General features: G+C 69.8%; 27 protein-coding genes. 7 read left to right on the top strand and 20 right to left on the bottom strand.

Going from position 1 to position 22,227, the window contains the following annotated elements; translation table 11 throughout:
- Positions 1–51: 51 nt before the first annotated feature.
- Both leuC and ACEUEL_RS00715 read right to left on the bottom strand, forming a co-directional pair.
- Complete coding sequence (leuC, locus tag ACEUEL_RS00720) at positions 52–1,467, bottom strand: 3-isopropylmalate dehydratase large subunit (RefSeq protein ID WP_405701142.1); 1,416 nt, start codon at positions 1,465–1,467, stop codon at positions 52–54.
- A 71-nt stretch (positions 1,468–1,538) separates the two neighbouring features.
- Complete coding sequence (locus tag ACEUEL_RS00715) at positions 1,539–1,721, bottom strand: hypothetical protein (RefSeq protein ID WP_405701140.1); 183 nt, start codon at positions 1,719–1,721, stop codon at positions 1,539–1,541.
- A gap of 234 nt (positions 1,722–1,955) precedes the next feature.
- Between ACEUEL_RS00715 and ACEUEL_RS00710 the strand changes: the two genes are divergently transcribed.
- Positions 1,956–2,201 carry a hypothetical protein gene (locus ACEUEL_RS00710; RefSeq protein WP_405701138.1) on the top strand — a complete coding sequence of 82 codons (246 nt, stop codon included), beginning with the start codon at positions 1,956–1,958 and terminating at the stop codon, positions 2,199–2,201.
- A 107-nt stretch (positions 2,202–2,308) separates the two neighbouring features.
- Here the strand turns inward: ACEUEL_RS00710 and rplS are convergent, their stop codons facing one another.
- From rplS to ffh, 6 genes are all read right to left on the bottom strand, one after another.
- The gene (gene rplS, locus ACEUEL_RS00705) at positions 2,309–2,713 is read right to left on the bottom strand and encodes a 50S ribosomal protein L19 (protein WP_405701135.1); all 405 of its coding nucleotides are present in this window, start codon (positions 2,711–2,713) and stop codon (positions 2,309–2,311) included.
- 111 nt (positions 2,714–2,824) lie between these two features.
- Positions 2,825–3,526 (bottom strand): tRNA (guanosine(37)-N1)-methyltransferase TrmD, encoded by a 702-nt coding sequence (trmD, locus tag ACEUEL_RS00700; RefSeq protein WP_405701133.1) that lies wholly within the window; start codon positions 3,524–3,526, stop codon positions 2,825–2,827.
- Positions 3,527–3,537: 11 nt separating this feature from the next.
- On the bottom strand, positions 3,538–4,077 hold the full coding sequence (gene rimM, locus ACEUEL_RS00695) for a ribosome maturation factor RimM (RefSeq protein WP_405701132.1): 540 nt from the start codon (positions 4,075–4,077) through the stop codon (positions 3,538–3,540).
- 310 nt (positions 4,078–4,387) lie between these two features.
- Positions 4,388–4,735 (bottom strand): 30S ribosomal protein S16, encoded by a 348-nt coding sequence (rpsP, locus tag ACEUEL_RS00690; protein WP_405701129.1) that lies wholly within the window; start codon positions 4,733–4,735, stop codon positions 4,388–4,390.
- 13 nt (positions 4,736–4,748) lie between these two features.
- Complete coding sequence (locus ACEUEL_RS00685) at positions 4,749–5,357, bottom strand: hypothetical protein (protein WP_405701127.1); 609 nt, start codon at positions 5,355–5,357, stop codon at positions 4,749–4,751.
- The gene (gene ffh, locus ACEUEL_RS00680) at positions 5,354–6,931 is read right to left on the bottom strand and encodes a signal recognition particle protein (protein ID WP_405701126.1); all 1,578 of its coding nucleotides are present in this window, start codon (positions 6,929–6,931) and stop codon (positions 5,354–5,356) included. Before ffh ends, ACEUEL_RS00685 begins: the two co-directional genes overlap by 4 nt.
- Before the next feature lie 243 nt (positions 6,932–7,174).
- Here ffh and pip point away from each other — a divergent pair, with 243 nt between their 5' ends.
- Positions 7,175–8,128 (top strand): prolyl aminopeptidase, encoded by a 954-nt coding sequence (gene pip, locus ACEUEL_RS00675; protein ID WP_405701124.1) that lies wholly within the window; start codon positions 7,175–7,177, stop codon positions 8,126–8,128.
- Between the two features lie 35 nt (positions 8,129–8,163).
- Here the strand turns inward: pip and ACEUEL_RS00670 are convergent, their stop codons facing one another.
- Together ACEUEL_RS00670 and ACEUEL_RS00665 are read right to left on the bottom strand one after the other, a co-directional pair.
- Positions 8,164–8,619 carry a hypothetical protein gene (locus ACEUEL_RS00670; protein WP_405701121.1) on the bottom strand — a complete coding sequence of 152 codons (456 nt, stop codon included), beginning with the start codon at positions 8,617–8,619 and terminating at the stop codon, positions 8,164–8,166.
- A gap of 16 nt (positions 8,620–8,635) precedes the next feature.
- A complete protein-coding gene (locus ACEUEL_RS00665; RefSeq protein WP_405701119.1) occupies positions 8,636–9,214 on the bottom strand; it encodes a GNAT family N-acetyltransferase in 579 nt (192 codons plus the stop codon).
- 280 nt (positions 9,215–9,494) lie between these two features.
- Here ACEUEL_RS00665 and ACEUEL_RS00660 point away from each other — a divergent pair, with 280 nt between their 5' ends.
- From ACEUEL_RS00660 to ACEUEL_RS00650, 3 genes are read left to right on the top strand one after another with little or no spacing between them, the layout of a single operon-like run.
- Positions 9,495–10,229, top strand: a complete 735-nt coding sequence (locus ACEUEL_RS00660; RefSeq protein WP_405701117.1) for a heme ABC transporter permease — start codon at positions 9,495–9,497, stop codon at positions 10,227–10,229.
- A gap of 10 nt (positions 10,230–10,239) precedes the next feature.
- Positions 10,240–10,413 carry a heme exporter protein CcmD gene (gene ccmD / locus ACEUEL_RS00655; RefSeq protein ID WP_405701114.1) on the top strand — a complete coding sequence of 58 codons (174 nt, stop codon included), beginning with the start codon at positions 10,240–10,242 and terminating at the stop codon, positions 10,411–10,413.
- A complete protein-coding gene (locus ACEUEL_RS00650) occupies positions 10,410–11,018 on the top strand; it encodes a DsbE family thiol:disulfide interchange protein (protein ID WP_405701112.1) in 609 nt (202 codons plus the stop codon). Before ccmD ends, ACEUEL_RS00650 begins: the two co-directional genes overlap by 4 nt.
- Here the strand turns inward: ACEUEL_RS00650 and ACEUEL_RS00645 are convergent.
- Genes ACEUEL_RS00645 through ACEUEL_RS00625 form a run of 5 tightly spaced genes read right to left on the bottom strand, consistent with a single transcriptional unit; the run spans position 11,011 to position 13,959 of the window.
- Positions 11,011–11,403, bottom strand: a complete 393-nt coding sequence (locus tag ACEUEL_RS00645; protein WP_405701109.1) for an Ivy family c-type lysozyme inhibitor — start codon at positions 11,401–11,403, stop codon at positions 11,011–11,013. The genes ACEUEL_RS00650 and ACEUEL_RS00645 overlap by 8 nt on opposite strands.
- Before the next feature lie 23 nt (positions 11,404–11,426).
- Complete coding sequence (locus ACEUEL_RS00640; protein ID WP_405701107.1) at positions 11,427–11,930, bottom strand: DUF1178 family protein; 504 nt, start codon at positions 11,928–11,930, stop codon at positions 11,427–11,429.
- Positions 11,927–12,826: a carbon-nitrogen hydrolase family protein gene (locus tag ACEUEL_RS00635; RefSeq protein WP_405701105.1), complete on the bottom strand. Its 900-nt coding sequence runs from the start codon at positions 12,824–12,826 to the stop codon at positions 11,927–11,929. The genes ACEUEL_RS00640 and ACEUEL_RS00635 overlap by 4 nt, the downstream gene beginning before the upstream one ends.
- Before the next feature lie 21 nt (positions 12,827–12,847).
- The gene (grxC, locus tag ACEUEL_RS00630) at positions 12,848–13,105 is read right to left on the bottom strand and encodes a glutaredoxin 3 (protein WP_405701103.1); all 258 of its coding nucleotides are present in this window, start codon (positions 13,103–13,105) and stop codon (positions 12,848–12,850) included.
- A gap of 41 nt (positions 13,106–13,146) precedes the next feature.
- A complete protein-coding gene (locus tag ACEUEL_RS00625; RefSeq protein WP_405701100.1) occupies positions 13,147–13,959 on the bottom strand; it encodes a ComF family protein in 813 nt (270 codons plus the stop codon).
- A 99-nt stretch (positions 13,960–14,058) separates the two neighbouring features.
- On the opposite strand from ACEUEL_RS00625, the gene ACEUEL_RS00620 reads away from it, so the two are divergent.
- Positions 14,059–14,943 (top strand): methyltransferase domain-containing protein, encoded by an 885-nt coding sequence (locus ACEUEL_RS00620; protein ID WP_405701099.1) that lies wholly within the window; start codon positions 14,059–14,061, stop codon positions 14,941–14,943.
- A 9-nt stretch (positions 14,944–14,952) separates the two neighbouring features.
- Here the strand turns inward: ACEUEL_RS00620 and ACEUEL_RS00615 are convergent, their stop codons facing one another.
- From ACEUEL_RS00615 to ACEUEL_RS00595, 5 genes are all read right to left on the bottom strand, one after another.
- Positions 14,953–15,159: a Flp family type IVb pilin gene (locus ACEUEL_RS00615; protein WP_405701097.1), complete on the bottom strand. Its 207-nt coding sequence runs from the start codon at positions 15,157–15,159 to the stop codon at positions 14,953–14,955.
- 26 nt (positions 15,160–15,185) lie between these two features.
- Complete coding sequence (gene mutT, locus ACEUEL_RS00610) at positions 15,186–15,596, bottom strand: 8-oxo-dGTP diphosphatase MutT (RefSeq protein WP_405701095.1); 411 nt, start codon at positions 15,594–15,596, stop codon at positions 15,186–15,188.
- 88 nt (positions 15,597–15,684) lie between these two features.
- Positions 15,685–16,926, bottom strand: a complete 1,242-nt coding sequence (argJ, locus tag ACEUEL_RS00605; protein ID WP_405701093.1) for a bifunctional glutamate N-acetyltransferase/amino-acid acetyltransferase ArgJ — start codon at positions 16,924–16,926, stop codon at positions 15,685–15,687.
- 131 nt (positions 16,927–17,057) lie between these two features.
- Complete coding sequence (locus tag ACEUEL_RS00600) at positions 17,058–17,867, bottom strand: alpha/beta fold hydrolase (protein ID WP_405701091.1); 810 nt, start codon at positions 17,865–17,867, stop codon at positions 17,058–17,060.
- 141 nt (positions 17,868–18,008) lie between these two features.
- Complete coding sequence (locus ACEUEL_RS00595; RefSeq protein WP_405701089.1) at positions 18,009–19,001, bottom strand: peptidylprolyl isomerase; 993 nt, start codon at positions 18,999–19,001, stop codon at positions 18,009–18,011.
- 387 nt (positions 19,002–19,388) lie between these two features.
- Between ACEUEL_RS00595 and secA the strand changes: the two genes are divergently transcribed.
- Positions 19,389–22,181: a preprotein translocase subunit SecA gene (gene secA, locus ACEUEL_RS00590; protein ID WP_405701087.1), complete on the top strand. Its 2,793-nt coding sequence runs from the start codon at positions 19,389–19,391 to the stop codon at positions 22,179–22,181.
- The last annotated feature ends 46 nt before the right edge of the window (positions 22,182–22,227 follow it).

Genomic DNA, 22,227 nt, shown 5'->3' with positions numbered 1-22,227 from the left:
AAAAAAGCCCGGCTCACGCCGGGCTTTTCCATCTCAGACAGGTGACGCCGGTCAGCCCCGCGGCCAGGCCCGGATATCGACGAATCGCCCGGCGACGGCCGCTGCCGCCGCCATGGCCGGCGACACAAGGTGGGTGCGGCCCTTGTGGCCCTGGCGCCCCTCGAAATTGCGGTTCGAGGTCGAGGCGCAACGCTCCTCGGGGCCCAGCTTGTCGGCATTCATGGCGAGGCACATCGAGCAGCCCGGCTCGCGCCAGTCGAATCCCGCCGCCTTGAAGATCGCGTCCAGTCCCTCGGCTTCGGCCTGCGCCTTCACCAGCCCCGAACCCGGAACGATCATGCCATAGAGACCCTCGCGTACCCGATGGCCGCGCACGATCGCTGCGGCGGCCCGCAGGTCCTCGATGCGGGCATTGGTGCAGGAGCCGATGAACACCTTGTCGATGGCGATGTCGGTGATCTTCGTCCCGGCCGCGAGCCCCATATAGGCCAGCGCACGCTTCTTCGCCGCGCGCTTGTCCTCATCCTCGATCAGGTCCGGATCCGGCACCCGCCCCTCGACCGAGATCACGTCCTCGGGGCTGGTGCCCCAGGAGACGATGGGCGGCAGCGCCGCGCCGTCGAGCCGCACTTCCTTGTCGAACACGGCGCCCTCGTCGGAGCGCAGCGTGTCCCAGTAGCGGCGTGCGGCGTCCCATGCCTCGCCCTTCGGCGCGCGGGGACGATCCTTCACATAGGCGAAGGTGGTCTCGTCCGGCGCCACCATGCCGGCACGGGCACCGCCCTCGATCGACATGTTGCAGACCGTCATCCGGCCTTCCATGGTGAGGTTGCGGAACACCTCTCCGGCATATTCGATGACGTAGCCCGTGCCGCCGGCGGTGCCGGTCGTGCCGATGATGGCGAGCGTCACGTCCTTCGCCGTCACGCCGGGGGGGAGCTTCCCGTCCACCGTGACGCGCATGTTCTTGCTCTTCTTCTGGATCAGCGTCTGGGTGGCGAGCACATGCTCGACCTCCGACGTGCCGATGCCATGCGCCAAGGCGCCAAAGGCGCCATGCGTCGAGGTATGGCTGTCGCCGCACACGATGGTCGTACCCGGCAGGGTGAAGCCCTGCTCCGGGCCGATGACGTGGACGATGCCCTGCCGGCGGTCGAGTTCATTGAAATACTCGATGCCGAAGTCGCGGGCGTTCTCGGCCAGGGTCTCGACCTGGATGCGGCTTTCCGGATCCTCGATGCCGAAGCGGCGATCGGATGTCGGCACGTTGTGGTCGACCACCGCAAGCGTCTTGGTGGGCGCATGCACGCGCCGGCCCGCCAGCCGCAGCCCCTCGAAGGCCTGCGGGCTGGTCACCTCATGCACCAGATGGCGGTCGATATAGAGCAGGCAGGTGCCGTCGGGCTGACGGTCGATGACGTGATCGTCGAAAATCTTGTCGTACAGGGTGCGCGGAGCGGTGCTCATGGCGGGCGTCTCACGAAACGGGAATGAGAAGGGGGCGGATCGCGGCGCGGCCCGGGACGGGCGGCGACGCGTCAGCTAAGGCCCGCGACGGCGCAGGCGGTAAACCGGCCGAAGAAGCGCGCCGGCATCCGGTCATGGTCGGAGACGGCGGCGAAACCGATGGTCGTGGGCAAGCGGCGGCGCGGTTCAGGACGATGCGCGCGCGCACCCTCCCCCCGCATGGCCTGCATCCTCAGTTCCATCGCGTCCATCATGCGATGTTCCTACCAATTTCGGCATCGTCAGACAATGCCGGGCGCGGGCGCGGCGGCAATGCGCTCCTCACCGGGAGTCTCTATAATACATTATGCCAGCGCATGAGACGATTTTACATGTGACGGCAAGGACATATGAGCGGATCCGCACTGGCATGCCAGTAAGGATTGTCATACGCTTCCTCTGCGTCGCCCGGGCCCCGCCGCCGGCTCGACCGCCGAACGGGAGCGATTATGCGCGCGAGCGATCTTGCTGTGGCCATGGCTGCCATCGTCGCCCTGTTCATGGCGATCGAGGATCGCAGCCGGGTGACCGTTGCTCCGCCGGAAGCCGCGCCGCGCCATCATGCGGGCCTGCTCACCTGCCCGCTGCGCCAGCCGGATTTCGCGACCGTGATGCAGGCCGCGTTCCTCGGCGACGGCGCCCTGATCGTCGAGCAGCAGACCGCGACGCGCGTGCACGACCTCAAGGACTGCTGAAGCGCGCCGAAGCCACGGCGCGAACCGGACCCTGCCCCGAAAATGGAACGACCGGGCCTGGGCCCGGTCGCGCATCTCTTGCCCTGCCCGGCCGAAGCCGGACGGTCTCACTCGGCGGCGACGGGCGCAGCGCCCTTGCCGGCCTTGTTCTTGTCCTGGCGCTCGGCGATGCGGGCCGACTTGCCGCGACGGTCGCGCAGGTAATAGAGCTTGGCGCGACGCACCTTGCCGCGGCGCACGACCTTCAGGCTGTCGATGTTCGGCGAGTAGAGCGGGAACACGCGCTCGACGCCTTCGCCGTAGGAAATCTTGCGGACGGTGAAGTTCTCGTTGATGCCGCCGCCGGAGCGGGCGATCACGACGCCTTCATAGGCCTGGACGCGCGAGCGCTCGCCTTCCTTCACCTTGACGTTCACGATCACCGTGTCGCCGGGCTGGAAGTCGGGAATGGCGCGGAGTTCGCTGAGCTTGGCAGCCTGCTCGGCGTCCATCTCCTTGATATAGTCGACCATGTCATCACCTTTCGCGCCGCGTGCCGTCGGACGGCCGCCCGCATCTTGCTGTTGTCAGTTGGATCGAAGTGATGGCGCGCCCTATACGCCATGTCGACGGGCTTGTCATGCCTATTCCGTCGCATCCCTGTCATACGCTGCCCACAGGTCGGGGCGGCGCTCGCGGGTGACGGCTTCCGCCTGCTCGCGCCGCCAGCGCGCGACTTTCGCGTGATCACCGGAGGTCAGCACGGCGGGGATCGGAGCGCCCTCGAACAGGGCCGGGCGGGTGTATTGCGGGTATTCGAGCAGGCCGGCGGAGAAGCTCTCCTCGGTGCCGGATTCGGGATGGCCCATCACGCCGGGCAGCAGCCGCACGCAGGCGTCGAGCAGCAGCAGCGCGCCGATCTCTCCGCCCGAGAGCACCACGTCGGCGACGCACACCTCTTCCAACCCGCGGGCGGCCACGAGGCGTTCATCGATACCCTCGAACCGTCCGCAGACGATCACCGCCCCCTCCCCCGCCGCGAGGTCGCGCACGCGCGCCTGCGTCAGCGGCCGCCCGCGGGGCGTCAGGAGGAAGCGCGGCCTGTCATCGCCGGCCGGCGCGGCCGCGTCGATCGCGCGGGCGAGCACGTCGGCGCGCATCACCATGCCCGGCCCGCCACCCGCCGGCGTGTCGTCGACCGAGCGATGCCGGTCGAACGCGTGGTCGCGCGGGTCGACGGTGTCGATGCCCCACGTGCCGCCCGTGAGCGCGCGCCCGGCCAGCGAGAGGCCGAGCGGGCCGGGAAACATCTCCGGAAAGAGGGTGACGATCGAGGCGCGCCACATCTGCCACGCTCCTAGCCCCGGTCCGCCTCGGGCGGCGGGAGCTCCTCGCGCGCCCATTCGGCCGGCTCGACGATGATCCGCCCGCCGGCGATATCGACCACCGGCACCACCGCCTTGGTGAACGGCAGCATCAACGTCCGGCCGCCGCCCTCCGGCATGATCTCGACGATGTCGCCGGCACCGAAATCATGCACGCCGACCACGCGGCCGAACGAGTCGCCGGCGGCCGTCACCGCGGCGAGCCCGATCAGGTCGGCATGGTAGAAATCATCCTCGTCATCGGGCGGCGGCAGCGCGTCGCGGATGACATAGAGGCCGGTATTGGTGAGCGCCTCGGCCGCCTCGCGGGTGGCGATCCCCTCGAGGCGGGCGACGAAATGCTCCTTCGCCGCCCGCAGCGCGGCGATACGGAAGCGCCGCACCCCACTCTCGTCGGTCAGCGGATAGGTGCGCAACGCTTCCGGGTCGTCGCCATAGGCGAACAGCCGCACCTCTCCCTTCACGCCATGCGGCGCACCGATGCGGGCGATGAGGATGCGATCCGTGGGCATGGGAAATCCGTGAGCGTCGGACGGCGTCGGCGCAAGGTAGACCACTCCCTTGGTAAGGGAGAGCTCTACCGTTCGACGGTATGGCGGCTCCGAAGGTGCGGCGGCCGTTTCCATCCCCTCTCCCCGGCGGGGAGAGGGTAAGGTTGAGGGAAGTCACGGCCGGAGAGGGCTCCCCCTCACCCGACCCGGCTGGCCGACCTCTCCCCGCCGGGGAGAGGCGAAGGTGGCCCCCCTGTGGTCGTGGAGCCGATCGGACGACCCTATACGGGATTGGACGACCCCCTCCCGGAGCCGCCCGCCCCTTCCGCGATCACTCGGCCGCTTCGGCAGCCTTGGCGGCGGCGGCGGCGCGCTCCTGCGCCTTCTTGCCGGGCACGGCCTTCTCCGGGTTGTTGCGCGCTTCGCGCTTCACCAGGTCGAGGCTGTCGAGGAAGCGGGCGACGCGGTCGGTCGGCTGCGCGCCCTTGGCGAGCCAGGCCTTGGCCTTCTCGGCGTCGAGCACGAAGCGGTCGGCGGCGTCCTTCGGCTTCAGCGGATCGAAGATGCCGATCTTCTCGATGAAGCGGCCATCGCGCGGGGAGCGCGAGTCGGCGACGACGATCGAATAGTGCGGACGCTTCTTGGCGCCACCGCGGGCGAGACGAATCTTGAGGGACATAAGGAACTCCTGGTCAGTTGAGGAAAGGTCTGTCGTTGGAAACGGTCGCGGCCGACGACAGGATCGTCCGCGAGAATTCGTCTGCCGGGATCGCATCTGCATCGTAGACGGCGAACGGGCCGCTACCGGCCGCGTACACCTCGACGGCCACCCGGGTCGGCACGTTCTCGAACGAGAACACGAGGCGGCGATCGTGCAGGGGACGGCCTTGCTCGCGACGGCCCGGCGCCGAGTGAATCTCGATCTGGCGGACGGGACCGGCGCCAGCAGGGACCACATTCACTCCGAATTGCAGGCTGTGTTGCGGTGCTTCCCCAGCGGAGAGCCGTTTGGTCAATCCGAAGGGCAGCCTGGGCATAACGCAGAGGCTGCGGCTGTCGCCGTCACCCCGTCGAGCGAAAATATAAAGCCTTCTCTTGAGCTTACGCCGCTCGGCATACGTTACGACGCTCGCCGATGCGGGACTGCATTCGATCAACAGGCCCTCCACGAATGAGAAGCTCACCGTGTCCCAATTGAACCGCCCGGCCAGCAGCCAGAGCGCGATGCGATGATCGAGCACGGCATTCAGGGCCGTGATCGAACGCGCCGGGCCTTCCGTCGCTGAGCCCCCTGCGCTCACTTCTTCTTCTCCGGCCCCTTGCCGAAGCCGGGCAGGCCCGGCAGGGCGCCGGGCTTGCTGAGGCCGGGGAAGCCGCCGGGGAGACCGGGCAGGTTGCCGGGGAACTTGGCGGGAAGACCGCCACCCGGCGCGCCGGCGCCCGGAAGGCCGCCCGGCATCTTCTCGGCGAGCTGCTTGAGCTGCTCGGGGCTCGGCATGCCGCCCCCGCCCAGCGCACCGCCGCCGAGGCCGAACATGTTGGCAAGGCCCGCCATCGGGCCGCGCTTGCCGCCGGCCGCGGCGCCCATCGCCTTCATCATGTCCGCCATCTGGCGGTGCATCTTCATCAGCTTGTTGACGTCCTCGACCTTGGTGCCGGAGCCCGCCGCGATGCGCTTGCGGCGCGAGCCGTCGAGCAGCTTCGGGTTCCGGCGCTCCTTCTTCGTCATCGAGTCGATGATGGCCTTCTGCCGCTTGATGACGCGGTCATCCATGCCGGCGGCGGCGAGCTGGTTCTTCATCTTGCCGACGCCCGGCAGCATGCCCATCAGCCCGCCGAGGCCGCCGAGCTTCTCCATCTGCTCGAGCTGGCCGCGCAGATCCTCGAGATCGAACTGTCCCTTGCGCATGCGCTCGGCAGCGGCCATCGCCTTCTCGGCGTCGATGTTCTCGACCGCCTTCTCGACGAGCGCGACCACGTCGCCCATGCCGAGGATGCGCCCGGCGACGCGGCGGGGATCGAAATCCTCCAGCGCGTCCATCTTCTCGCCGGTGCCGATCAGCTTGATCGGCTTGCCGGTGACCGCGCGCATGGAGAGCGCGGCGCCGCCGCGCCCGTCGCCGTCGGCGCGGGTCAGCACGATGCCGGTGAGGCCGACGCGCTCGTCGAACGCCTTGGCGGTGTTGACCGCGTCCTGGCCGGTGAGGCTGTCGGCGACGAGGAGCACCTCGTGCGGTCGGGCGATCGCCTTCACCTCGGCGACCTCGGCCATCAGCGCCTCGTCGAGGGTGACGCGGCCGGCGGTGTCGAGCATCACCACGTCGAAGCCGCCGAGGCGCGCCGCCTCCAGCGCCCGGCGGGCGATCTGGACGGCGCTCTGGCCGGCGACGATCGGCAGCGTCGCGACGCCGACCTGCGTGCCGAGCGTGGCGAGTTGCTCCATCGCCGCGGGGCGGCGGGTGTCGAGCGAGGCCATCAGCACCTTGCGACCGCCGCGGTCGGTGAGGCGCTTGGCGATCTTGGCGGTGGAGGTGGTCTTGCCCGAGCCCTGCAGACCGACCATCAGCACCGGCACCGGCGGCGCGGCCTCGAGGTCGATCGGCTTGGCGTCCGAGCCGAGCATGGCGACGAGTTCGTCATTGACGATCTTGACGACCATCTGGCCGGGGGTGACGGACTTCACCACCTCGGCACCCACCGCGCGCGCCCGCACCCGGTCGGTGAAGGAGCGCACCACGTCGAGCGCGACGTCGGCCTCGATCAGCGCCCGGCGCACCTCGCGCATGGCCTCGTTCACGTCGGCCTCGGTGAGGGCGCCGCGCTTCTTCAGCCGGTCGAGTATGCCGCCGAGGCGGTCGCTCAGGGACTCGAACATGCGTTCGCTCAACTCCTTGGACCCGAAGGCCGCGCAAAGCCGAATGGCGCCCGAGGGCGCATCGCGCTGTCGGGCGTTGACCTCCGGGCTCGTAGCCCGGTCGGCGGGACGGCTTCGCACGTCTCGCAGGGGAGCGCGTTCCTAGCTTCCGACCGTGGCAAAGTCAAGGAAGTGGCCGGTGCTGCGTGCCGGACGCGCTTGGTGATAGCGTGCGGCGATTCGTTCCTCACCCGGAATCGCCCGATGGTCACGCCCTCGCTCTACCCGCCGATCGAACCCTATGCCCACGGCCTGCTGGATGTCGGTGACGGCCACCAGGTCTACTGGGAGGCCTGCGGCAATCCGGAGGGCAAGCCGGCCGTGTTCCTGCACGGCGGCCCGGGCGGCGGCTGCTCGCCGAACCACCGGCGCCTGTTCGACCCCGAGCGCTACAACGTCATCCTGTTCGACCAGCGCGGCTGCGGGCGCTCGCTGCCCCATGCCGAGCTCGAAGCGAACACCACCTGGCACCTCGTCGCCGACATCGAGCGGCTGCGCGAGCTGCACGGCATCGACAAATGGCTGGTGTTCGGCGGCTCCTGGGGCTCGACGCTGGCGCTCTCCTATGCCGAGACCCACCCCGAGCGCGTGACCGAGCTGGTCCTGCGCGGCATCTTCGCGCTGCGCCGCTCGGAGCTGCTCTGGTATTATCAGGAAGGCGCCTCCAACGTCTTCCCGGATCTGTGGGAGGAATTCCTCGCGCCGATCCCGGAAGCCGAGCGCGGCGACATGATGGCCGCCTATCGCCGCCGTCTGGTCGATCCCGATCCGGCGGTGCAGCTCGAGGCGGCGCGGGCGTGGAGCCTGTGGGAGGGGCGCACGCTCACCGTCAGGCCCGACCCCGCCATGGCCAGCGCGTTCGGCAATGACGCATTCGCCATCGCCTTCGCGCGGATCGAGAACCATTACTTCGTCCATGCCGGCTTCATGGAGGAAGGCCGCCTGCTGCGCGACGCGCACAAGCTGCGCGCCATCCCCGGCGTCATCGTGCAGGGTCGCTGGGACATGGCGACGCCGGTGCGCACGGCGTGGGACCTGCACCGCGCCTGGCCGGAAGCCGAGTTCCAGCTGATCGACGATGCCGGCCACGCCTATAGCGAACCGGGTATCCTTGCCGCGCTGCTCGCGGCCACCAACCGTTTCGCGGCGACGAGCTGAGGGCCGGGGCGGGCGTCGGCGATGCCGGTGCCCGCTCACTCGACCGAGCAGGCCACCTTGCCCTTGATCGTCACCTTGCCGTCCGAGCCGGTATCGGCCTCGTAGACCTCGACCGTATAGGTGCCGGCGAAGTCGAGTTCGTCCTTGGCGCGCGTGACAATCGCGATCTCGACATAGCCGTGCGGCGTGTCGCCCGCGCGCTCGCGATAAAGCCGCAGCCGCAGTTCGCGTCCGTCGAGCCAATTCTGGGCGAGGTCGTCGCCGGTGAAGGCGACCTTGCGGAAATCCGCCGCCACCTTCGCCTTCAGCACCTCCAGCGTGCCCTCGACATTGAACGGCCGCCCGCCGAGCCCACGGCTGACGCCGCCGGAAACGGCGAGCTTCACCTTGCCGTCCGACGCCGAACAGTCGAAGCCGCCGCTGGCGAGGGCCGGCCCGGCGCCGAGCGCAAGAAGAAGGGCGCCCGCGGCGCCCTGTGGGAGGAAACCCATGGTTCCGGCCCGGTGCTCAGGCGGCGAGGCGCAGTTCCGAGGCGAAGCGCTTCTCCATGCCCATGCCGACAAAGATCAGCCCGCCCTCCAGCGCGCCGAACACCGCGCCCTGCCGGCGCCAGCCGCGGTGCGCGAAGAACCCTTCGGCCGACAGCGTCGCGGCGATGCGGGCGCGGGCAAATCCCTGACCGCGCAGGTCGGAGTCGATCTTCTCCAGCAGGATTGAACCGATGCCGTTGCCGATGAACAGCGGGTGCACGAACACGCCGTGCAGATGGGGCACATCGACGCCGCCGGTGGTCGGCAGCTCGATCTCGCTGCCCATGAAGCTCGGCTCGCGCACCGACCAGCCGCCGCAGGCCACCGCCTCGCCCTCGATCTCGGCGAGGAAGAAGGTGCCGTCGGACACCAGCTCGACATCGAAGTCGCCGATGCGCGGGATCAGCGATTCCACCACTTCGGAGCCATGGACGCGCCGGGCGAAGCCCCGCAGCGCCGCGGCCTGCAGGCGCCGGATCTCCGGCAGGTCGGACGGGTTGGCGCGGCGGATGCGCAGGAAGCTCGGGGTCTGGGTCGCGGAGTGGGTCGGGATCATGGCTGGTCTCCCTCGCGCCGAGGCCCCCGATCGGGGCACCTCATGTGTGCTCTGGATGACGCATTCAAGCGGAATCACGTCGATTGGGAGCAAGCTAGGCAAGCCGGGCGAAATCGAGGCTGAACATGGCATTCACCAATTGTTCATCGCCGCCGGATACCTGCCCCAACGTCATATTGATACCGCGCGGCTGCGAAGAGCTGACGCAGGCGATCACGTCCGCGTTGGCCCGGATGGCACCGCCATTGCGGGCGCACGCGGCTGCGACTAGAACGCCGCGATGGCGCTGCTCGACCTTGCGAACCCCACCCGCTTCCTCGCCCTGTCGGCCCGGATCCTGCCGTGGCTCGCGGCGGTGACGGCCGTGCTGCTCGCCGCCGGTTTCTATCTCGCCTTCACCGCGCCCGCGGACTACCAGCAGGGCGAGACCGTGCGCATCATGTACATCCACGTGCCGTTCGCTTGGCTCGCGCTGTTCGGCTACTCCATGCTCGCCGCGTCGTCGCTCGGCATACTGGTCTGGCGCCATCCGCTGGCCGATGTCGCGCACAAGGCGCTGACGCCGATCGGCGCGGTCTTCGCCTTCCTCTGCCTGCTGACCGGGTCGCTGTGGGGCCGGCCGATGTGGGGCACCTACTGGGTCTGGGATGCCCGCCTCACCTCGATGCTGGTCCTGCTGCTGCTCTATCTCGGCCTGATCGCGCTGCGCTCGGCGATCGAGGATCCCAACCAGGGCGGCCGCGCGGCGGCGGTCCTGACCCTCGTCGGCTTCGTCAACGTGCCGATCGTCAAGTTCTCGGTCGACTGGTGGAGCACGCTGCACCAGCCCGCTTCGGTGTTCCGCATGGACGGTCCGACCATCGATCCCACCATGCTCTGGCCGTTGCTGCTGAGCGCCGCCGGCTTCACCGGATTGATGCTGACGCTGCATCTGGCGGCGATGCGCAACGAGATCCTCTACCGGCGTCTGCGCGCGCTCGAGGCCCGCGCCGCCGCCGAAGCGGCTTTTGCCTGAAGGGCCGACCATGGCGGATCAGCACGGCTTCTTCATCCTCGCCGCCTATCTCGGGGCGGCGCTCGTCCTTATGGCGCTGGCGCTGAAGATCGCGGTTGACGGGCGCGCCGTCCGGCGGGCCCTCGCCGAACTCGAGGCGCGGGGGATTACCCGCCGCTCGGCCGCGCGGGACGTCGAGCCGTGAGCGCGCCCGAGACGTCCGGACCCGCCCCGCGCCGCGTCAGCCGGCTGCTGGTGGCATTGCCGCTCATCGCCTTCGCCGTCCTCGCCGCACTGTTCTACGGGCGCCTGTTCTCGGGCGATCCGTCGCGGCTGCCCTCGGCCCTGATCGGCCGGGCGGCGCCCGCCGTCACCCTGCCGCCGCTCGAAGGGCTCGCGCGCGACGGCGCTCCCGTCCCCGGCATCGCGCCGGCCGACTTCGCCGGCGGCATCACCGTCCTGAACGTGTGGGCGTCCTGGTGCGTGCCCTGCCGCGACGAGCACCCCTTCCTGGTCGAGCTCTCGAAGGTGCCGGGGATCCGCCTGATCGGCCTCAACTACAAGGACGATGCCGAGAATGCCCGCCGCTTCCTCGGGCGCTTCGGCAACCCCTTCGCGGCGGTCGGCGTCGATACGGCCGGCCGCGCGGCGATCGACTGGGGTGTCTACGGCGTACCGGAAACCTTCGTGATCGGGCCGGACGGGAAGATCGCCTACAAGTTCGTCGGCCCCCTCGACGCCGACGGCCTGAAGGACCGGCTGCTGCCGGCCATCGAGAAGGCCCGCGCGGTAACCCCGTCCGCTAGTTGAAGCCGCCCTCGAGCGCCCGCTGCTGCACCGGATCCGGCTTGCCAAGATAAGTCGTGCCCTTCGGCGTGCGGAAGGCGCCATAGGCCTGGCGCGCATCGGCGCTGAACAGCACCGCCAGCCGGTTGTCGTGGCAGTCATGCGGCTGGCAGAGCGAGAAGACCTCGAACGCCCGGCCGTCGACGTTCACATTCACCGACGCGCCGCCGACACCCTGCGCGCCAACGACCCAGCGCGCTGTCTTGCGCAGCGGCGCGACGAGGCGTTCATAGCTGTCCCGGTAGGGCGCCGCCTTCACCACGTCGAACAGATAGCGCCCCTGCCCGGCGTCGGCGGACATACCGGCGGCGACGAGCAGGCAGGCGGCAAGCACACCACGCACGGGCATTCCGGGCCTCCTCGGTCGCGACGTCAGTTCCGCTCATCCGGCAGCGCCGGCAACGGATGGATCTCGATCTCGTCCTCGATCAGCGCACGGATCTCCTCGGCGCTCGCCTCGCCATAGATCGAGCGGTGCTCGACATCGCCCTCATGCATCTGCCGCGCCAGTGTGGCGAAGTCCTCGCCCACATAATCCGCATGGCTGGTGACATGCTCCCGCACCGCGCGGATCATCGCGCGCAGCGCCTGCTCGCGCTCCGACATCAGCGCCACCGGCTGCGCCGTCGCCGGCCCGACGGCGGACGGGCCGGATGCGGACGGTCCCGGCACGGCAGCCCCCGCCTCGGCCGGCACCGCGGCCACTCGCTCGCTGGGGCGGATCGAAGGCGCCATGATCGCCTTCTCGACCTCGGTCGAACCGCAGGCCGGGCAGGCCACCAGCTTGCGCGCCCGCTGCGCGTCGTAAGCGGCCGAATCGCGGAACCAACTCTCGAAATCGTGCCCCTTGGCGCAGTTCAGCGTGTAGCGGATCATGCGGCGTCGCCAGAGGGGACGAGGTGGAGATTGCCGGGTTCCGGCGGCAGCACCAGTTCGAAGCGCCGCCCGTTCTGCAGCGAGGGGATGCGCCCGCGCACCTGTTTCACCTTGGCCGGATCGATCTCGGCGGTGATAAAACCCGGCTCCGTCCCCGCCTCGGCCAGAACCGTGCCCCAGGGATCGATGATCACGCTGTGGCCATAGGTCTCGCGCCCGTTCTCGTGCTTGCCGCCCTGCGCGGCCGCGAGCACGAACGATCCCGTCTCGATCGCCCGCGCCTTGAGCAGCGTATGCCAGTGCGCCTCGCCGGTGGATCGGGTGAAGGCGGCGGGCACCGCGATCATGCCGGCGCCGGCTTCGGCGAGCGCGCGGAACAGCGCCGGGAAGCGCAGGTCGTAGCAGATGGTGAAGCCCAGCCGGATGCCCGGAAGGTCCGCCACCACCGCGCGGTCGCCGGGGCGATAGACCTCGGATTCGCGGTAGACGTCGCCATTGGGCAGGTCGACGTCGAACATATGGATCTTGTCGTACCAGGCGAGGATGCCCCCGTCCGGCCCGATCAGGTAGGAACGGTTGGCCGCACGGTGCTCGCTCGCCCGCACCGCCAGCGAACCGATGTGCAGATGGATGCGCAGTTCCGCCGCCAGCGCCCGGAAACTCTTCAACGCCGGATCGTCCGCTTCCTCGCTCAGCACGGCGAACAGCGACTGCCGGCTCTCCTCCATCGTCCCGGTCATCTCGGGCGTCTGGATATAGGTCGCGCCCTCGGCCGCCGCCGCGCGGATCAGCGTCGATGCCGCCGCGACATTGGCCGCGATCGAACGCGCCGTGCGCATCTGCACCAGCGCGGCGCGGAACGGCGTCGGTTCGGTGTCGGCGGCGGTCGGGCTCATGGCACTCTCCGTGACGGGCGATCAGGCGTTGAGCAGCGGATCGAGCCGGCCCGCGGCGTCGAGGGCGTAAAGGTCGTCGCAACCGCCGACATGGGTCGGTCCGATGAAGATCTGCGGCACCGTCGTCCGCCCGTTGGCGCGCGCCGTCATCGCCGCCCGCGCCGTTGGATCGCCGGCGACATTGATCTCCGAAAAGGTGACGCCCTTGCGGCGCAGGAGGTCCTTGGCCGCATGGCAATAGGGGCAGGTGCTGGTCGTGTAGATATCCACGGCGGGCATTATGAAACTCGGATCCTCGAACCGGCGCTGCCGGCGAATCCCTATGATATGGGCGGGGCGCCCGCATCAACAACCCTCGCGAAGACCAGCACGTCCACGCGCGCGGCGCCGGCGCGGACCAGCGCCTTGGCGGCCGCATCGAGCGTCGCGCCGGTGGTGAGCACGTCGTCGACGAGGACCACCCGCCGCCCCGCCAGTTCGGCGCGTTGCAGTTCCGGCACCGCGAAGGCGCCGGCGACGTTGCCGGCCCGCTCCGTGCGCGAGAGACCGACCTGCGGATGACCCGCCCGCGTACGCACCAGAAAGTCGTGACGGACGGGAACGCCGGAGCCGCGGCCGATCGCCTGCGCCAGCAGACCGGACTGGTTGAAGCGCCGTTGCCACAGCCGCCGCCAGTGCAGCGGCACCGGCACCAGCGCATCGGCATCGGCGAGCAGTTCCGCCCCCGTCCGCGCCATCAGCCGCGCCATCGGCACCGCCGCCTCGGTGCGGTCCTGGTACTTCAGCGCATGGACGAGGTCGCGGGCCACCTCGCCGAAGGTGACCGCGGCGCGCGCCCGCGCATAGGCGGGCGGTTCGGCAAGCGCCTGCGCCGACACCCGGATCCCGCTGTCGAAGGCGAAGGGCAGGCCGAGGCGCTCGCACCAGGGCCGCTCGATGAAATCGAGCCGGCTCCAGCAGCGCGCGCACAGGCAGCCCGGCTCCATCACCGGCACCCGGCACGCGACGCAGGTCGGCGGCATCACGAGGTCGAGAACCGTTCGCCCGACGCCGCGGAAGGCGCCGGCAATCCGTGACGCCCGCGTCGCTGGCGGCGCGGTGGCATCGTCGTCGGCGAGCGGGTCGGTGTGCATGTGCGCAGTGTAGCACGCCCGCGCCCTTTGACCCCCGCCCGCCGGACGCCTATGGCTGGGCGGGCGGCCCGGGCAGCAACGGGCGCGGGAGATGACGCGATGTCGGGTCCGGTCGAGGTGTTCGAGCCACGCGCGCTGGCCGCGAGACGGCGGCGCGCGCGGGCACTGGGCCCGGAAACGTTCCTGCTCGAAAGGGTCGCCGAGGACCTCGCCGACCGCCTCGCGGCCGTCAAGCGCCACTTCGAGCTCGCCGCCGATCTCGCCACCCCGGCGGACAGCCTGCGTACGCACCTCGGCGATCCCGCCATGATCACCCGGCTCATCGTCGCCGGCCCGCTGGAGCGTGGCGATATCGATGTCGCCGCCGATGCCGAAGCCCTGCCCTTCGCGCCCGCTTCGCTCGATCTCGTGGTGTCGGCGCTGGCCCTGCAGGCGGCCAACGACCTGCCCGGCACGCTCGTGCAGCTGCGCCGCGCGCTGCGCCCGGACGGCCTGCTGCTGGCCGCCCTGTTCGGCGCCGGCACTCTCAATGAGTTGCGGGAGGCTTTCGCGATCGCCGAGATCGAGACGCTGGGCGGCATTTCCCCGCGCGTCGCCCCCTTCCCGGACCTGCGCGATCTCGGCGCCCTGCTCCAGCGCGCCGGCTTCGCCCTGCCGGTGACCGATGTCGACCGCGTGGTGGTGCGCTACGCCGATCCTTTCGCCCTTTTCGCGGATCTGCGCCGGATGGGCGCCGCCAACCCCTTGGCCGCCCGCACCCGCCGGCCGCTCACCCGCCCTACGCTGGCGCGGCTCGCGGAGGTGTATGCGGAGCGCTTCGCCGATCCGGACGGGCGCCTGCGCGCGACCTTCGAGATCGCCTGGATTTCCGGCTGGGCGCCGGACGAGAGCCAGCCCAAGCCCCTGCGCCCGGGCTCGGCGAAGATGCGCCTTGCCGACGCGCTCGGCACGCGCGAGCAGCCGCTCGATCGGAACGGCGACTGAGGTCGGCGCTCAGCGCGGCGTCGTCGCCTCGGAGACGAGCACGTAATTGGCGAGGACATTCTGCCCCAGCTGCGCGACCGACACCGCGATGACCACGGCGATGCCGCCGGCGATGATCGCGTATTCGATCGCCGTCGCCGCGCTCTGGTCACGCAGGAACAGGCCGGGCAGAGCGGCCGCGGACGGGCGGCTGGAGAAGGTCGGGATCGGTGTCATGCGCGCCTCGCGAAGCGGCGGCATCCCTATCCGCCGGAGCCGATGATGTCGACGAGCGCCGGGATCAGCGGCTCGTCGGCCGGCGGCATGGGATAGTCGCGCAGCTTCTGCGGACGCACCCAGGCGAGGCGCTGGCCCTCGCGCCCCTGCGGTATCCCCTCCCAGCGCCGGCAGATCCACAGCGGCATCAGGAGGTGGAAATCCTCATAGGCGTGGCTGGCGAAGGTGAGCGGGGCGATGCAGGCCTCCTTGACCGCAATGCCCAGCTCTTCCGCCAGCTCGCGGATCAGCGTCTGTTCCGGCCGCTCGTTCGGCTCGACCTTGCCGCCGGGAAATTCCCAGAGGCCGGCGAGCGCCTTGCCGGCCGGGCGCTCGGTGATGAGCACGCGGCCGTCAGTATCGACCAGGGCGCAGGCGGCGACGAGGACGAGCTTCACGAGACGTCTCCGGAGACTAGCGGGAGGGTGTTAACGCCGGGCTGCGCCGATCGCCGAAATCCGGCCCTACCGGCGCCGCCGCGCGTCGTCACGAGCGGTAATCGCCGTTGATGGCGACATATTCCTTAGTGAGGTCGCAGGTCATCACCCGGTCGCTGCCCCGGCCGAGACCGAGATCGACCGAAAGGTCGATGACGTCGCCCTTCATGTAGGCCGACACCTCGGCTTCGTCGTAGGAGGGATCGCGCGCCCCGCCCGCCGCCACCTGGATCGGCCCGAACTTGATGGCGAGACGGTCGCGCTCGGCCGGCTCCCCGGCCTTGCCGACCGCCATGACAACCCGCCCCCAGTTCGCGTCCTCGCCGGCAATGGCGGTCTTCACCAGCGGCGAATTGGCGATTGACATGGCGATGCGCCGGGCCGAGCGCTTGGAGACCGCGCCGGTGACGTGGATCTTCACCAGCTTGCGCGCGCCCTCCCCGTCCCGGGCCACCTGCTCGGCGAGGTCGGCCAGCACATGGCCGAGCGCGCGGCGGAAGGCGGCGAGGCGCCGGTCGGCCGGGTCGCTCACCCGGCCGACGCCACGGGCCGCGGCCGCTCCGGTCGCGAACATCAGCAGCGTATCCGAGGTCGAGGTGTCGCCGTCGATGGTCACCGCGTTGAAGCTGTCGGTGACGCCCTTCGACAGCAGCTTCTGAAGGACCTCTGCCTCGATCGGCGCGTCGGTGAAGACGAAGGAGAGCATCGTCGCCATATCGGGCGCGATCATCCCCGCACCCTTGGCCATGCCGGCGATGGTCACCTCGACGCCGTCGATCTTCGCCGTGGCGGTGGCGAGCTTGGGGAAGGTGTCCGTCGTCATGATCGCCCGCGCCGCGTCGATCCACGGCAACGGCGCCAGCCGCTTCGCAGTCGTCTCCAGCAGGCCGGCGAACTTCTCGGCGTCCAGCGGCTCGCCGATCACCCCGGTCGAGGCGAGGAAGATCTCGTCCGGCGTGCAGCCGAGTGCCTTCGCCGCGATTTCGGCCGTGCGGGCCGTCGACTCGCGCCCCTTGGCGCCGGTGAAGGCGTTGGCGTTGCCGGAATTCACCACCAGCCCGCGGGCGTGGCCGCCGGGCAGCCGGTCGCGGCACCACTCGACGGGCGCCGAGGGGCACTTCGAGCGGGTGAACACGCCGGCGACGCTGGTGCCCGCATCGAGCGCCAGCAGCAGCACGTCGGTGCGCCCCTTGTAGCGGATGCCGCCCTCGGCCGTGGCGAAGCGCACCCCGGCTACGGGGCCGACATCGGGCGTGTGCTTGGGCGCGAGCGGGGAGACGGTCGAGGACATGGCGCGGCTCATGAGCAGGGGGTGGCGGCGGGCATTTTCAAAGCGTGGCGGCGACGGGCGCCATCCCCGAGCATGTGCCGGAAGCCGCTGTCGCAAACAAGGGGCTTGGCGGTGCGTGCCCCCCGCGCGCCTCAGCCCGCGCCGCCCCCGGAGCGGTGCGAGGCGACGGAATCGAACGCGGCAAGGAAGCCGCCGGGATTGTCGACCTGCGGCAGGTGCCCCGCATCCTTCACCAGCACCAGCTTGCTGCCGGGCACGCGGGAACTCAGCACACGCCCGTCGACCGCCGTCACGCCGTCGAGCCGGTCGTTCGCGCCCCAGATGAAATCGACCGGAACGCGCGGCGGGCGGGTCGGCTCGTCGACCGACATCAGCAGGGTCAGCATCGTCGCCGCCATGCCCGGCTCGCCGGCCTCCAGCCGGTCGCGCAGCTCGGGCGGGATACGGGTGAGATCATGGAAGGCGCGGTCGAACACATCCGGGCTGTAGAAGCTGCGGCGCAGCTGGCGCTCGGCCATCCGGCGCAGGAAGCCGACGCCCATCATCCAGCGCACCGGACCGGAGGGCGGGCGCGGCGGAAATCCGTCGACCAGAACGGCCCGGGCCACGGTGCCGTTGTGGCGGCTCGCCATGTCCCAGGCGATGCTGGCGCCGAGCGAATTGCCGCAGACGATCGCGCCCTGCGCGCCGAGCGCCTCGAGCAGTTCCTTGAGGAAGCGGCCATAGGCCTCGTAGGTCGGCAGCGCCCGGTCGAAATGGTCGACGATCCCCGGCAGGTCCGGCGCGATCACCCGGTGCTGCAGTGCCAGACCGTCCCACACCGGTTCCCAATGCGCCTGCGCGCCCGCCCAGCCGCCATGCAGCAGCAGGAGCGGCTGCCCCTCCCCGCCCAGCCAGACATCGACCTCGCGACCCGACACGCTCAGCCGGCTCCGGTTCATCGTCATCGTCCCGCCCCGCCCTTATCTTTCGCCCCGCCCGCGCACCCCGTTGCAGCTGGCAGGGCCCGACACCAAAACGGCCGGGTCCAGCCCGGCCGCCATCCTGTTTCGCCGAGCCGACGGCCCGGCCGCGCGTCCCGATCAGGGGGTTGCGGGCTTCGCGGCATCCGGCGCGGCGGGAGCCGGCGCGCCCGGCGCCGGGGCGTCGGTCTTCGGCGCCGCGTCGGTCTTCTCGATCTTGGCGGCGGAGCGCAGGTTCTGCACCAGTTCGGCCTGCGCCTTCTGGGCGAGATACTGCTCGATCTGCGGCTTCACCTGGTCGAGCGTCGGCAGCGGCTTCTCGCGCTTTTCCTCGACCTTGATGACGTGCCAGCCGAACTGCGTCTTCACCGGCTCCGAGACCTCGCCCGGCTTCATCGCGAAGGCGACATTGGCGAATTCCGGCACCATCTGGTCCTTGGTGAAGAAGCCGAGATCGCCGCCGTCCTGCTTGCCGGAGGGATCCTCGGTCACCTGCTTGGCGACAGTCGCGAAGTCCTCGCCCTTCTTCACGCGGGCGATGACGTCCTCGATCTTCTTCTTGGCCTCGGCCGAGGCCTTCTCGTTGCCGGCATCCTCGACGCGGATGAGGATGTGGCGCGCATGCACCTCCTCTTCCGGCTTCTGCTGCTTCAGCGCCTCTTCATAGGTCTTCTTCATCGCCTCGTCGCTCAGCGCCGCCTTGGTGGCGTCGGCGAGAACCGCCTGCATCAGCAGGCGCTGGCGGACGAATTCCATCTGCTTGGCGAAATCCGGGGTCTGGTCGAGCTTCTGCGCCTTGGCCGCCTGGGCCAGCGCGGTGAGGTCGATCAGGAAGCCGAGCACGTAATCCTCGCGGGCGGGCCCGACGAGCTGGGGCGGCAGGTTCGGGCCGAGTTCCTCCTCGGCGACCTTGAGATCGCTGCGGCGGATCGCCTGGCCGTTCACCGTGGCGAGCACCGGATCGTCGGTGGTGGCCGCGGCGGCGGGAGCGGGGGTCGCGGCCGTCGTGCCCTGCGCGAAGGCGGGCAGCGCCGGGAAGGCGACGGCGCCGGCAAGCGCGAGAGCGAAGCCGGTGCGGGCGATGCGCGCGGCACGCGGAGAGTGGAAGAGCATGGAACCTGTCCTTGGAGCGGTGCGGTTATGCACGGTTCGGGGCGCGAAAGCTGGCGCAGTCCGCTTCCGGTTGCAAGCGGCGTTTCGTTACGATTCGGTAAGCCGCGCCAGCGCCGGGGCGACCCGGCCCGCGATTGACAACCCCCGAACCCGTTCATAAGTGTGGCACGCGGCGACGGACCTCCCGGCGCTCGCGCGCATGTGACCGCATGGCGCGGCGCCCGCAGGGATCGCGTGCCCGGCCCGTCCCGATTTCGGCCGCAAATGGCGTCTCGATCGGCTGTCGGTGACGCGGGCGATCCGGCGCCGCCGTCGACCCCGGAGTCCGGCGGCCCGTCACCGCCGTGCCCCGCATCCGCTTTGACGGGACACGGATTGGAAGACCCCATGTTCGGCGCAATCGCGCGAAAGCTCTTCGGCTCGGCCAACGACCGCCGCGTGCGCGGCTATCAGCCCCGCGTCGCCGCCATCAACGCGCTCGAACCGGAAGTGTCGGCCCTGTCCGACGAGGCTCTGCGCGCGCGCACCGCCGAATTCCGCCAGCAGCTGGCCGACGGCAAGGATCTCGACGACCTGCTGGTGCCCGCCTTCGCCACCGTGCGGGAGGCCGCGAAGCGGGCGCTCGGTCAGCGCCACTTCGACGTGCAGCTCATCGGCGGCATGGTGCTCCACGAGCGCGGCATCGCCGAGATGCGCACCGGTGAAGGCAAGACCCTGGTCGCGACCGCGCCCGTCTACCTCAATGCGCTGACCGGCAAGGGCGTCCACGTCGTCACCGTCAACGACTACCTCGCCAAGCGCGACTCGGAGTGGATGGGCCGCGTCTACCGCTTCCTCGGCCTCACGGTCGGCGTCATCGTGCACGGCATGGACGACGACGAGCGCCGCGCGGCGTACGCCTGCGACGTCACCTACGCGACCAATAACGAGCTCGGCTTCGACTATCTGCGCGACAACATGAAATACGAGCTCGGTCAGATGGTGCAGCGCCCGCATCATTTCGCCGTGGTCGACGAAGTCGACTCGATCCTGATCGACGAGGCCCGCACCCCGCTCATCATCTCCGGCCCGCTCGACGACCGCTCCGACTTCTACAACACCATCGACACCTATATCCCCCGCCTGTCGAAGGAGGATTACGAGGTCGACGAGAAGCAGCGCTCCGTCGCCATGACCGAAGCCGGCATGGAGAAGATCGAGAACCTGCTGCGCGAGGGCGGCCTGCTCAAGGGCGACAGCCTGTACGACGTCGAGAACGTCTCCGTCGTCCATCACGTCAACCAGGGCCTGCGCGCCCACACCCTGTTCCAGCGCGACAAGGACTACATCGTCCGTAACGGCGAGGTCGTCATCATCGACGAGTTCACCGGCCGCATGATGCCGGGCCGCCGCTATTCCGAAGGCCTGCACCAGGCGCTCGAGGCGAAGGAGCGCGTGCAGGTTCAGCCCGAGAACCAGACGCTGGCCTCGATCACCTTCCAGAACTATTTCCGCATGTACGAGAAGCTCTCGGGCATGACCGGCACCGCCAATACCGAGGCGGCCGAGTTCGCGGACATCTACAAGCTGGAAGTCATCGAGATCCCGACCAACCTGCCGGTTTCGCGCGTCGACGACGACGACGAGGTCTACCGGACCGCCGGCGAGAAATACAACGCCATCATCGACCTCATCACCAACTGCAAGTCGCGTGGCCAGCCCGTGCTGGTCGGCACCACCTCGATCGAGAAGTCGGAACTGCTGGCGGAACTCCTCAAGCAGCGCGGCTTCCGCCAGAAGGACTTCACCGACCCCGACGCCTTCCGCCCGCTCTATGATGGCGACCAGGGCAGCGCCGAGGACAAGGTGTTCGCGGTGCTGAACGCCCGCCACCACGAGCAGGAAAGCTACATCGTCGCCCAGGCCGGCGTGCCCGGTGCCATTACCATCGCCACCAACATGGCCGGCCGCGGCACCGACATCCAGCTCGGCGGCAATGCCGACATGCGCATCGCCCATGAACTCGCCGACCTGCCCGAGGGCGAGCAGCGCGCGGCAGCCGAGCAGGGCATTCGCGACGAGATCGCCCGGCTGAAGAAGAAGGCGCTGGAGGCCGGCGGCCTCTACGTCATCGGCACCGAGCGCCACGAGAGCCGGCGCATCGACAACCAGCTGCGCGGCCGCTCCGGCCGCCAGGGCGACCCCGGCCACTCGCACTTCTTCCTGTCGCTCGAAGACGACCTGATGCGCATCTTCGGCTCCGACCGGCTGGACGGCATGCTGCAGCGGCTCGGCCTGAAGCACGGCGAGGCGATCGTCCATCCCTGGATCAACAAGGCGCTGGAAAAGGCGCAGGCCAAGGTCGAGGCGCGCAACTTCGACATCCGCAAGAATCTGCTCAAATACGACGACGTGATGAACGACCAGCGCAAGGTCGTGTTCGAGCAGCGCATCGAGCTGATGCGCGACGAGGATGTCGCCGAGACCGTGGCCGAGATGCGCCACGGTGTCGTCGAGGACGTCGTCGCCAAGCACATCCCGCCCAACGCCTATCCCGAGCAGTGGGACACGCCCGGCCTCGCCGAGGAGATCCGCAACGCGCTCGGCCTCGACCTGCCGGTGGAGGAGTGGGCGAAGGAGGAGGGCATCGCCGACGAGGAGGTGCGCGAGCGCATCACCAACCGCGCCGACGAGATCATGGCCGCCAAGGTCGCCCAGTACGGGCCCGACATCATGCGCTATGTCGAGAAGTCGATCCTCTTGCAGACGCTCGACCATCTCTGGCGCGAGCATCTCGTGACGCTCGACCATCTGCGCCAGGTCATCGGCCTGCGCGGCTACGGCCAGCGCGACCCGCTGAACGAGTACAAGTCGGAGGCCTTCCAGCTGTTCGAGGCGATGCTGGCGCGCCTGCGCGAGGCGGTCACCGCCCAGTTGATGCGCGTCGAGGTGATGACCGCGCCGCCGGAGCCCGAGCCGCTGCCGCCGATGGAGGCCCACCACATCGACGCCTCGACCGGCGCCGACGAGCTCGGCTATGCCAGCGCCGCCGATTTCGGCGAGCCGACGCTGGTGCCGTCGGGCGGCGAACCCGTGCGCGACCCCAACAACCCCGCCACCTGGGGCCGCGTCGGCCGCAACGAGGCCTGCCCCTGCGGTTCCGGCAAGAAGTTCAAGCACTGCCACGGCAGGTTCGCGTGAGGCGAATGGGCGGAACGGGGCTTCTGAACCGCCCATCCACCGCTCA

Source organism: Ancylobacter terrae, assembly GCF_045108345.1.
Classification (GTDB): Bacteria; Pseudomonadota; Alphaproteobacteria; order Rhizobiales; family Xanthobacteraceae; genus Ancylobacter.
Note: the sequence above shows the minus strand (reverse complement) of the source record. Positions and strands in the feature narration are given on the sequence as shown.

Excerpts from the sequence above, each read along its gene's own strand:
- leuC (WP_405701142.1), bottom strand. The coding sequence starts at position 1,467 with ATGAGCACCGCTCCGCGCACCCTGTACGACAAGATTTTCGACGATCAC.
- ACEUEL_RS00715 (WP_405701140.1), bottom strand. The coding sequence starts at position 1,721 with ATGATGGACGCGATGGAACTGAGGATGCAGGCCATGCGGGGGGAGGGT.
- ACEUEL_RS00710 (WP_405701138.1), top strand. The coding sequence starts at position 1,956 with ATGCGCGCGAGCGATCTTGCTGTGGCCATGGCTGCCATCGTCGCCCTG.
- rplS (WP_405701135.1), bottom strand. The coding sequence starts at position 2,713 with ATGGTCGACTATATCAAGGAGATGGACGCCGAGCAGGCTGCCAAGCTC.
- trmD (WP_405701133.1), bottom strand. The coding sequence starts at position 3,526 with ATGTGGCGCGCCTCGATCGTCACCCTCTTTCCGGAGATGTTTCCCGGC.
- rimM (WP_405701132.1), bottom strand. The coding sequence starts at position 4,077 with ATGCCCACGGATCGCATCCTCATCGCCCGCATCGGTGCGCCGCATGGC.
- rpsP (WP_405701129.1), bottom strand. The coding sequence starts at position 4,735 with ATGTCCCTCAAGATTCGTCTCGCCCGCGGTGGCGCCAAGAAGCGTCCG.
- ffh (WP_405701126.1), bottom strand. The coding sequence starts at position 6,931 with ATGTTCGAGTCCCTGAGCGACCGCCTCGGCGGCATACTCGACCGGCTG.
- pip (WP_405701124.1), top strand. The coding sequence starts at position 7,175 with ATGGTCACGCCCTCGCTCTACCCGCCGATCGAACCCTATGCCCACGGC.
- ACEUEL_RS00670 (WP_405701121.1), bottom strand. The coding sequence starts at position 8,619 with ATGGGTTTCCTCCCACAGGGCGCCGCGGGCGCCCTTCTTCTTGCGCTC.
- ACEUEL_RS00665 (WP_405701119.1), bottom strand. The coding sequence starts at position 9,214 with ATGATCCCGACCCACTCCGCGACCCAGACCCCGAGCTTCCTGCGCATC.
- ACEUEL_RS00660 (WP_405701117.1), top strand. The coding sequence starts at position 9,495 with ATGGCGCTGCTCGACCTTGCGAACCCCACCCGCTTCCTCGCCCTGTCG.
- ccmD (WP_405701114.1), top strand. The coding sequence starts at position 10,240 with ATGGCGGATCAGCACGGCTTCTTCATCCTCGCCGCCTATCTCGGGGCG.
- ACEUEL_RS00645 (WP_405701109.1), bottom strand. The coding sequence starts at position 11,403 with ATGCCCGTGCGTGGTGTGCTTGCCGCCTGCCTGCTCGTCGCCGCCGGT.
- ACEUEL_RS00640 (WP_405701107.1), bottom strand. The coding sequence starts at position 11,930 with ATGATCCGCTACACGCTGAACTGCGCCAAGGGGCACGATTTCGAGAGT.
- ACEUEL_RS00635 (WP_405701105.1), bottom strand. The coding sequence starts at position 12,826 with ATGAGCCCGACCGCCGCCGACACCGAACCGACGCCGTTCCGCGCCGCG.
- grxC (WP_405701103.1), bottom strand. The coding sequence starts at position 13,105 with ATGCCCGCCGTGGATATCTACACGACCAGCACCTGCCCCTATTGCCAT.
- ACEUEL_RS00625 (WP_405701100.1), bottom strand. The coding sequence starts at position 13,959 with ATGCACACCGACCCGCTCGCCGACGACGATGCCACCGCGCCGCCAGCG.
- ACEUEL_RS00620 (WP_405701099.1), top strand. The coding sequence starts at position 14,059 with ATGTCGGGTCCGGTCGAGGTGTTCGAGCCACGCGCGCTGGCCGCGAGA.
- ACEUEL_RS00615 (WP_405701097.1), bottom strand. The coding sequence starts at position 15,159 with ATGACACCGATCCCGACCTTCTCCAGCCGCCCGTCCGCGGCCGCTCTG.
- argJ (WP_405701093.1), bottom strand. The coding sequence starts at position 16,926 with ATGTCCTCGACCGTCTCCCCGCTCGCGCCCAAGCACACGCCCGATGTC.
- ACEUEL_RS00600 (WP_405701091.1), bottom strand. The coding sequence starts at position 17,867 with ATGAACCGGAGCCGGCTGAGCGTGTCGGGTCGCGAGGTCGATGTCTGG.
- ACEUEL_RS00595 (WP_405701089.1), bottom strand. The coding sequence starts at position 19,001 with ATGCTCTTCCACTCTCCGCGTGCCGCGCGCATCGCCCGCACCGGCTTC.
- secA (WP_405701087.1), top strand. The coding sequence starts at position 19,389 with ATGTTCGGCGCAATCGCGCGAAAGCTCTTCGGCTCGGCCAACGACCGC.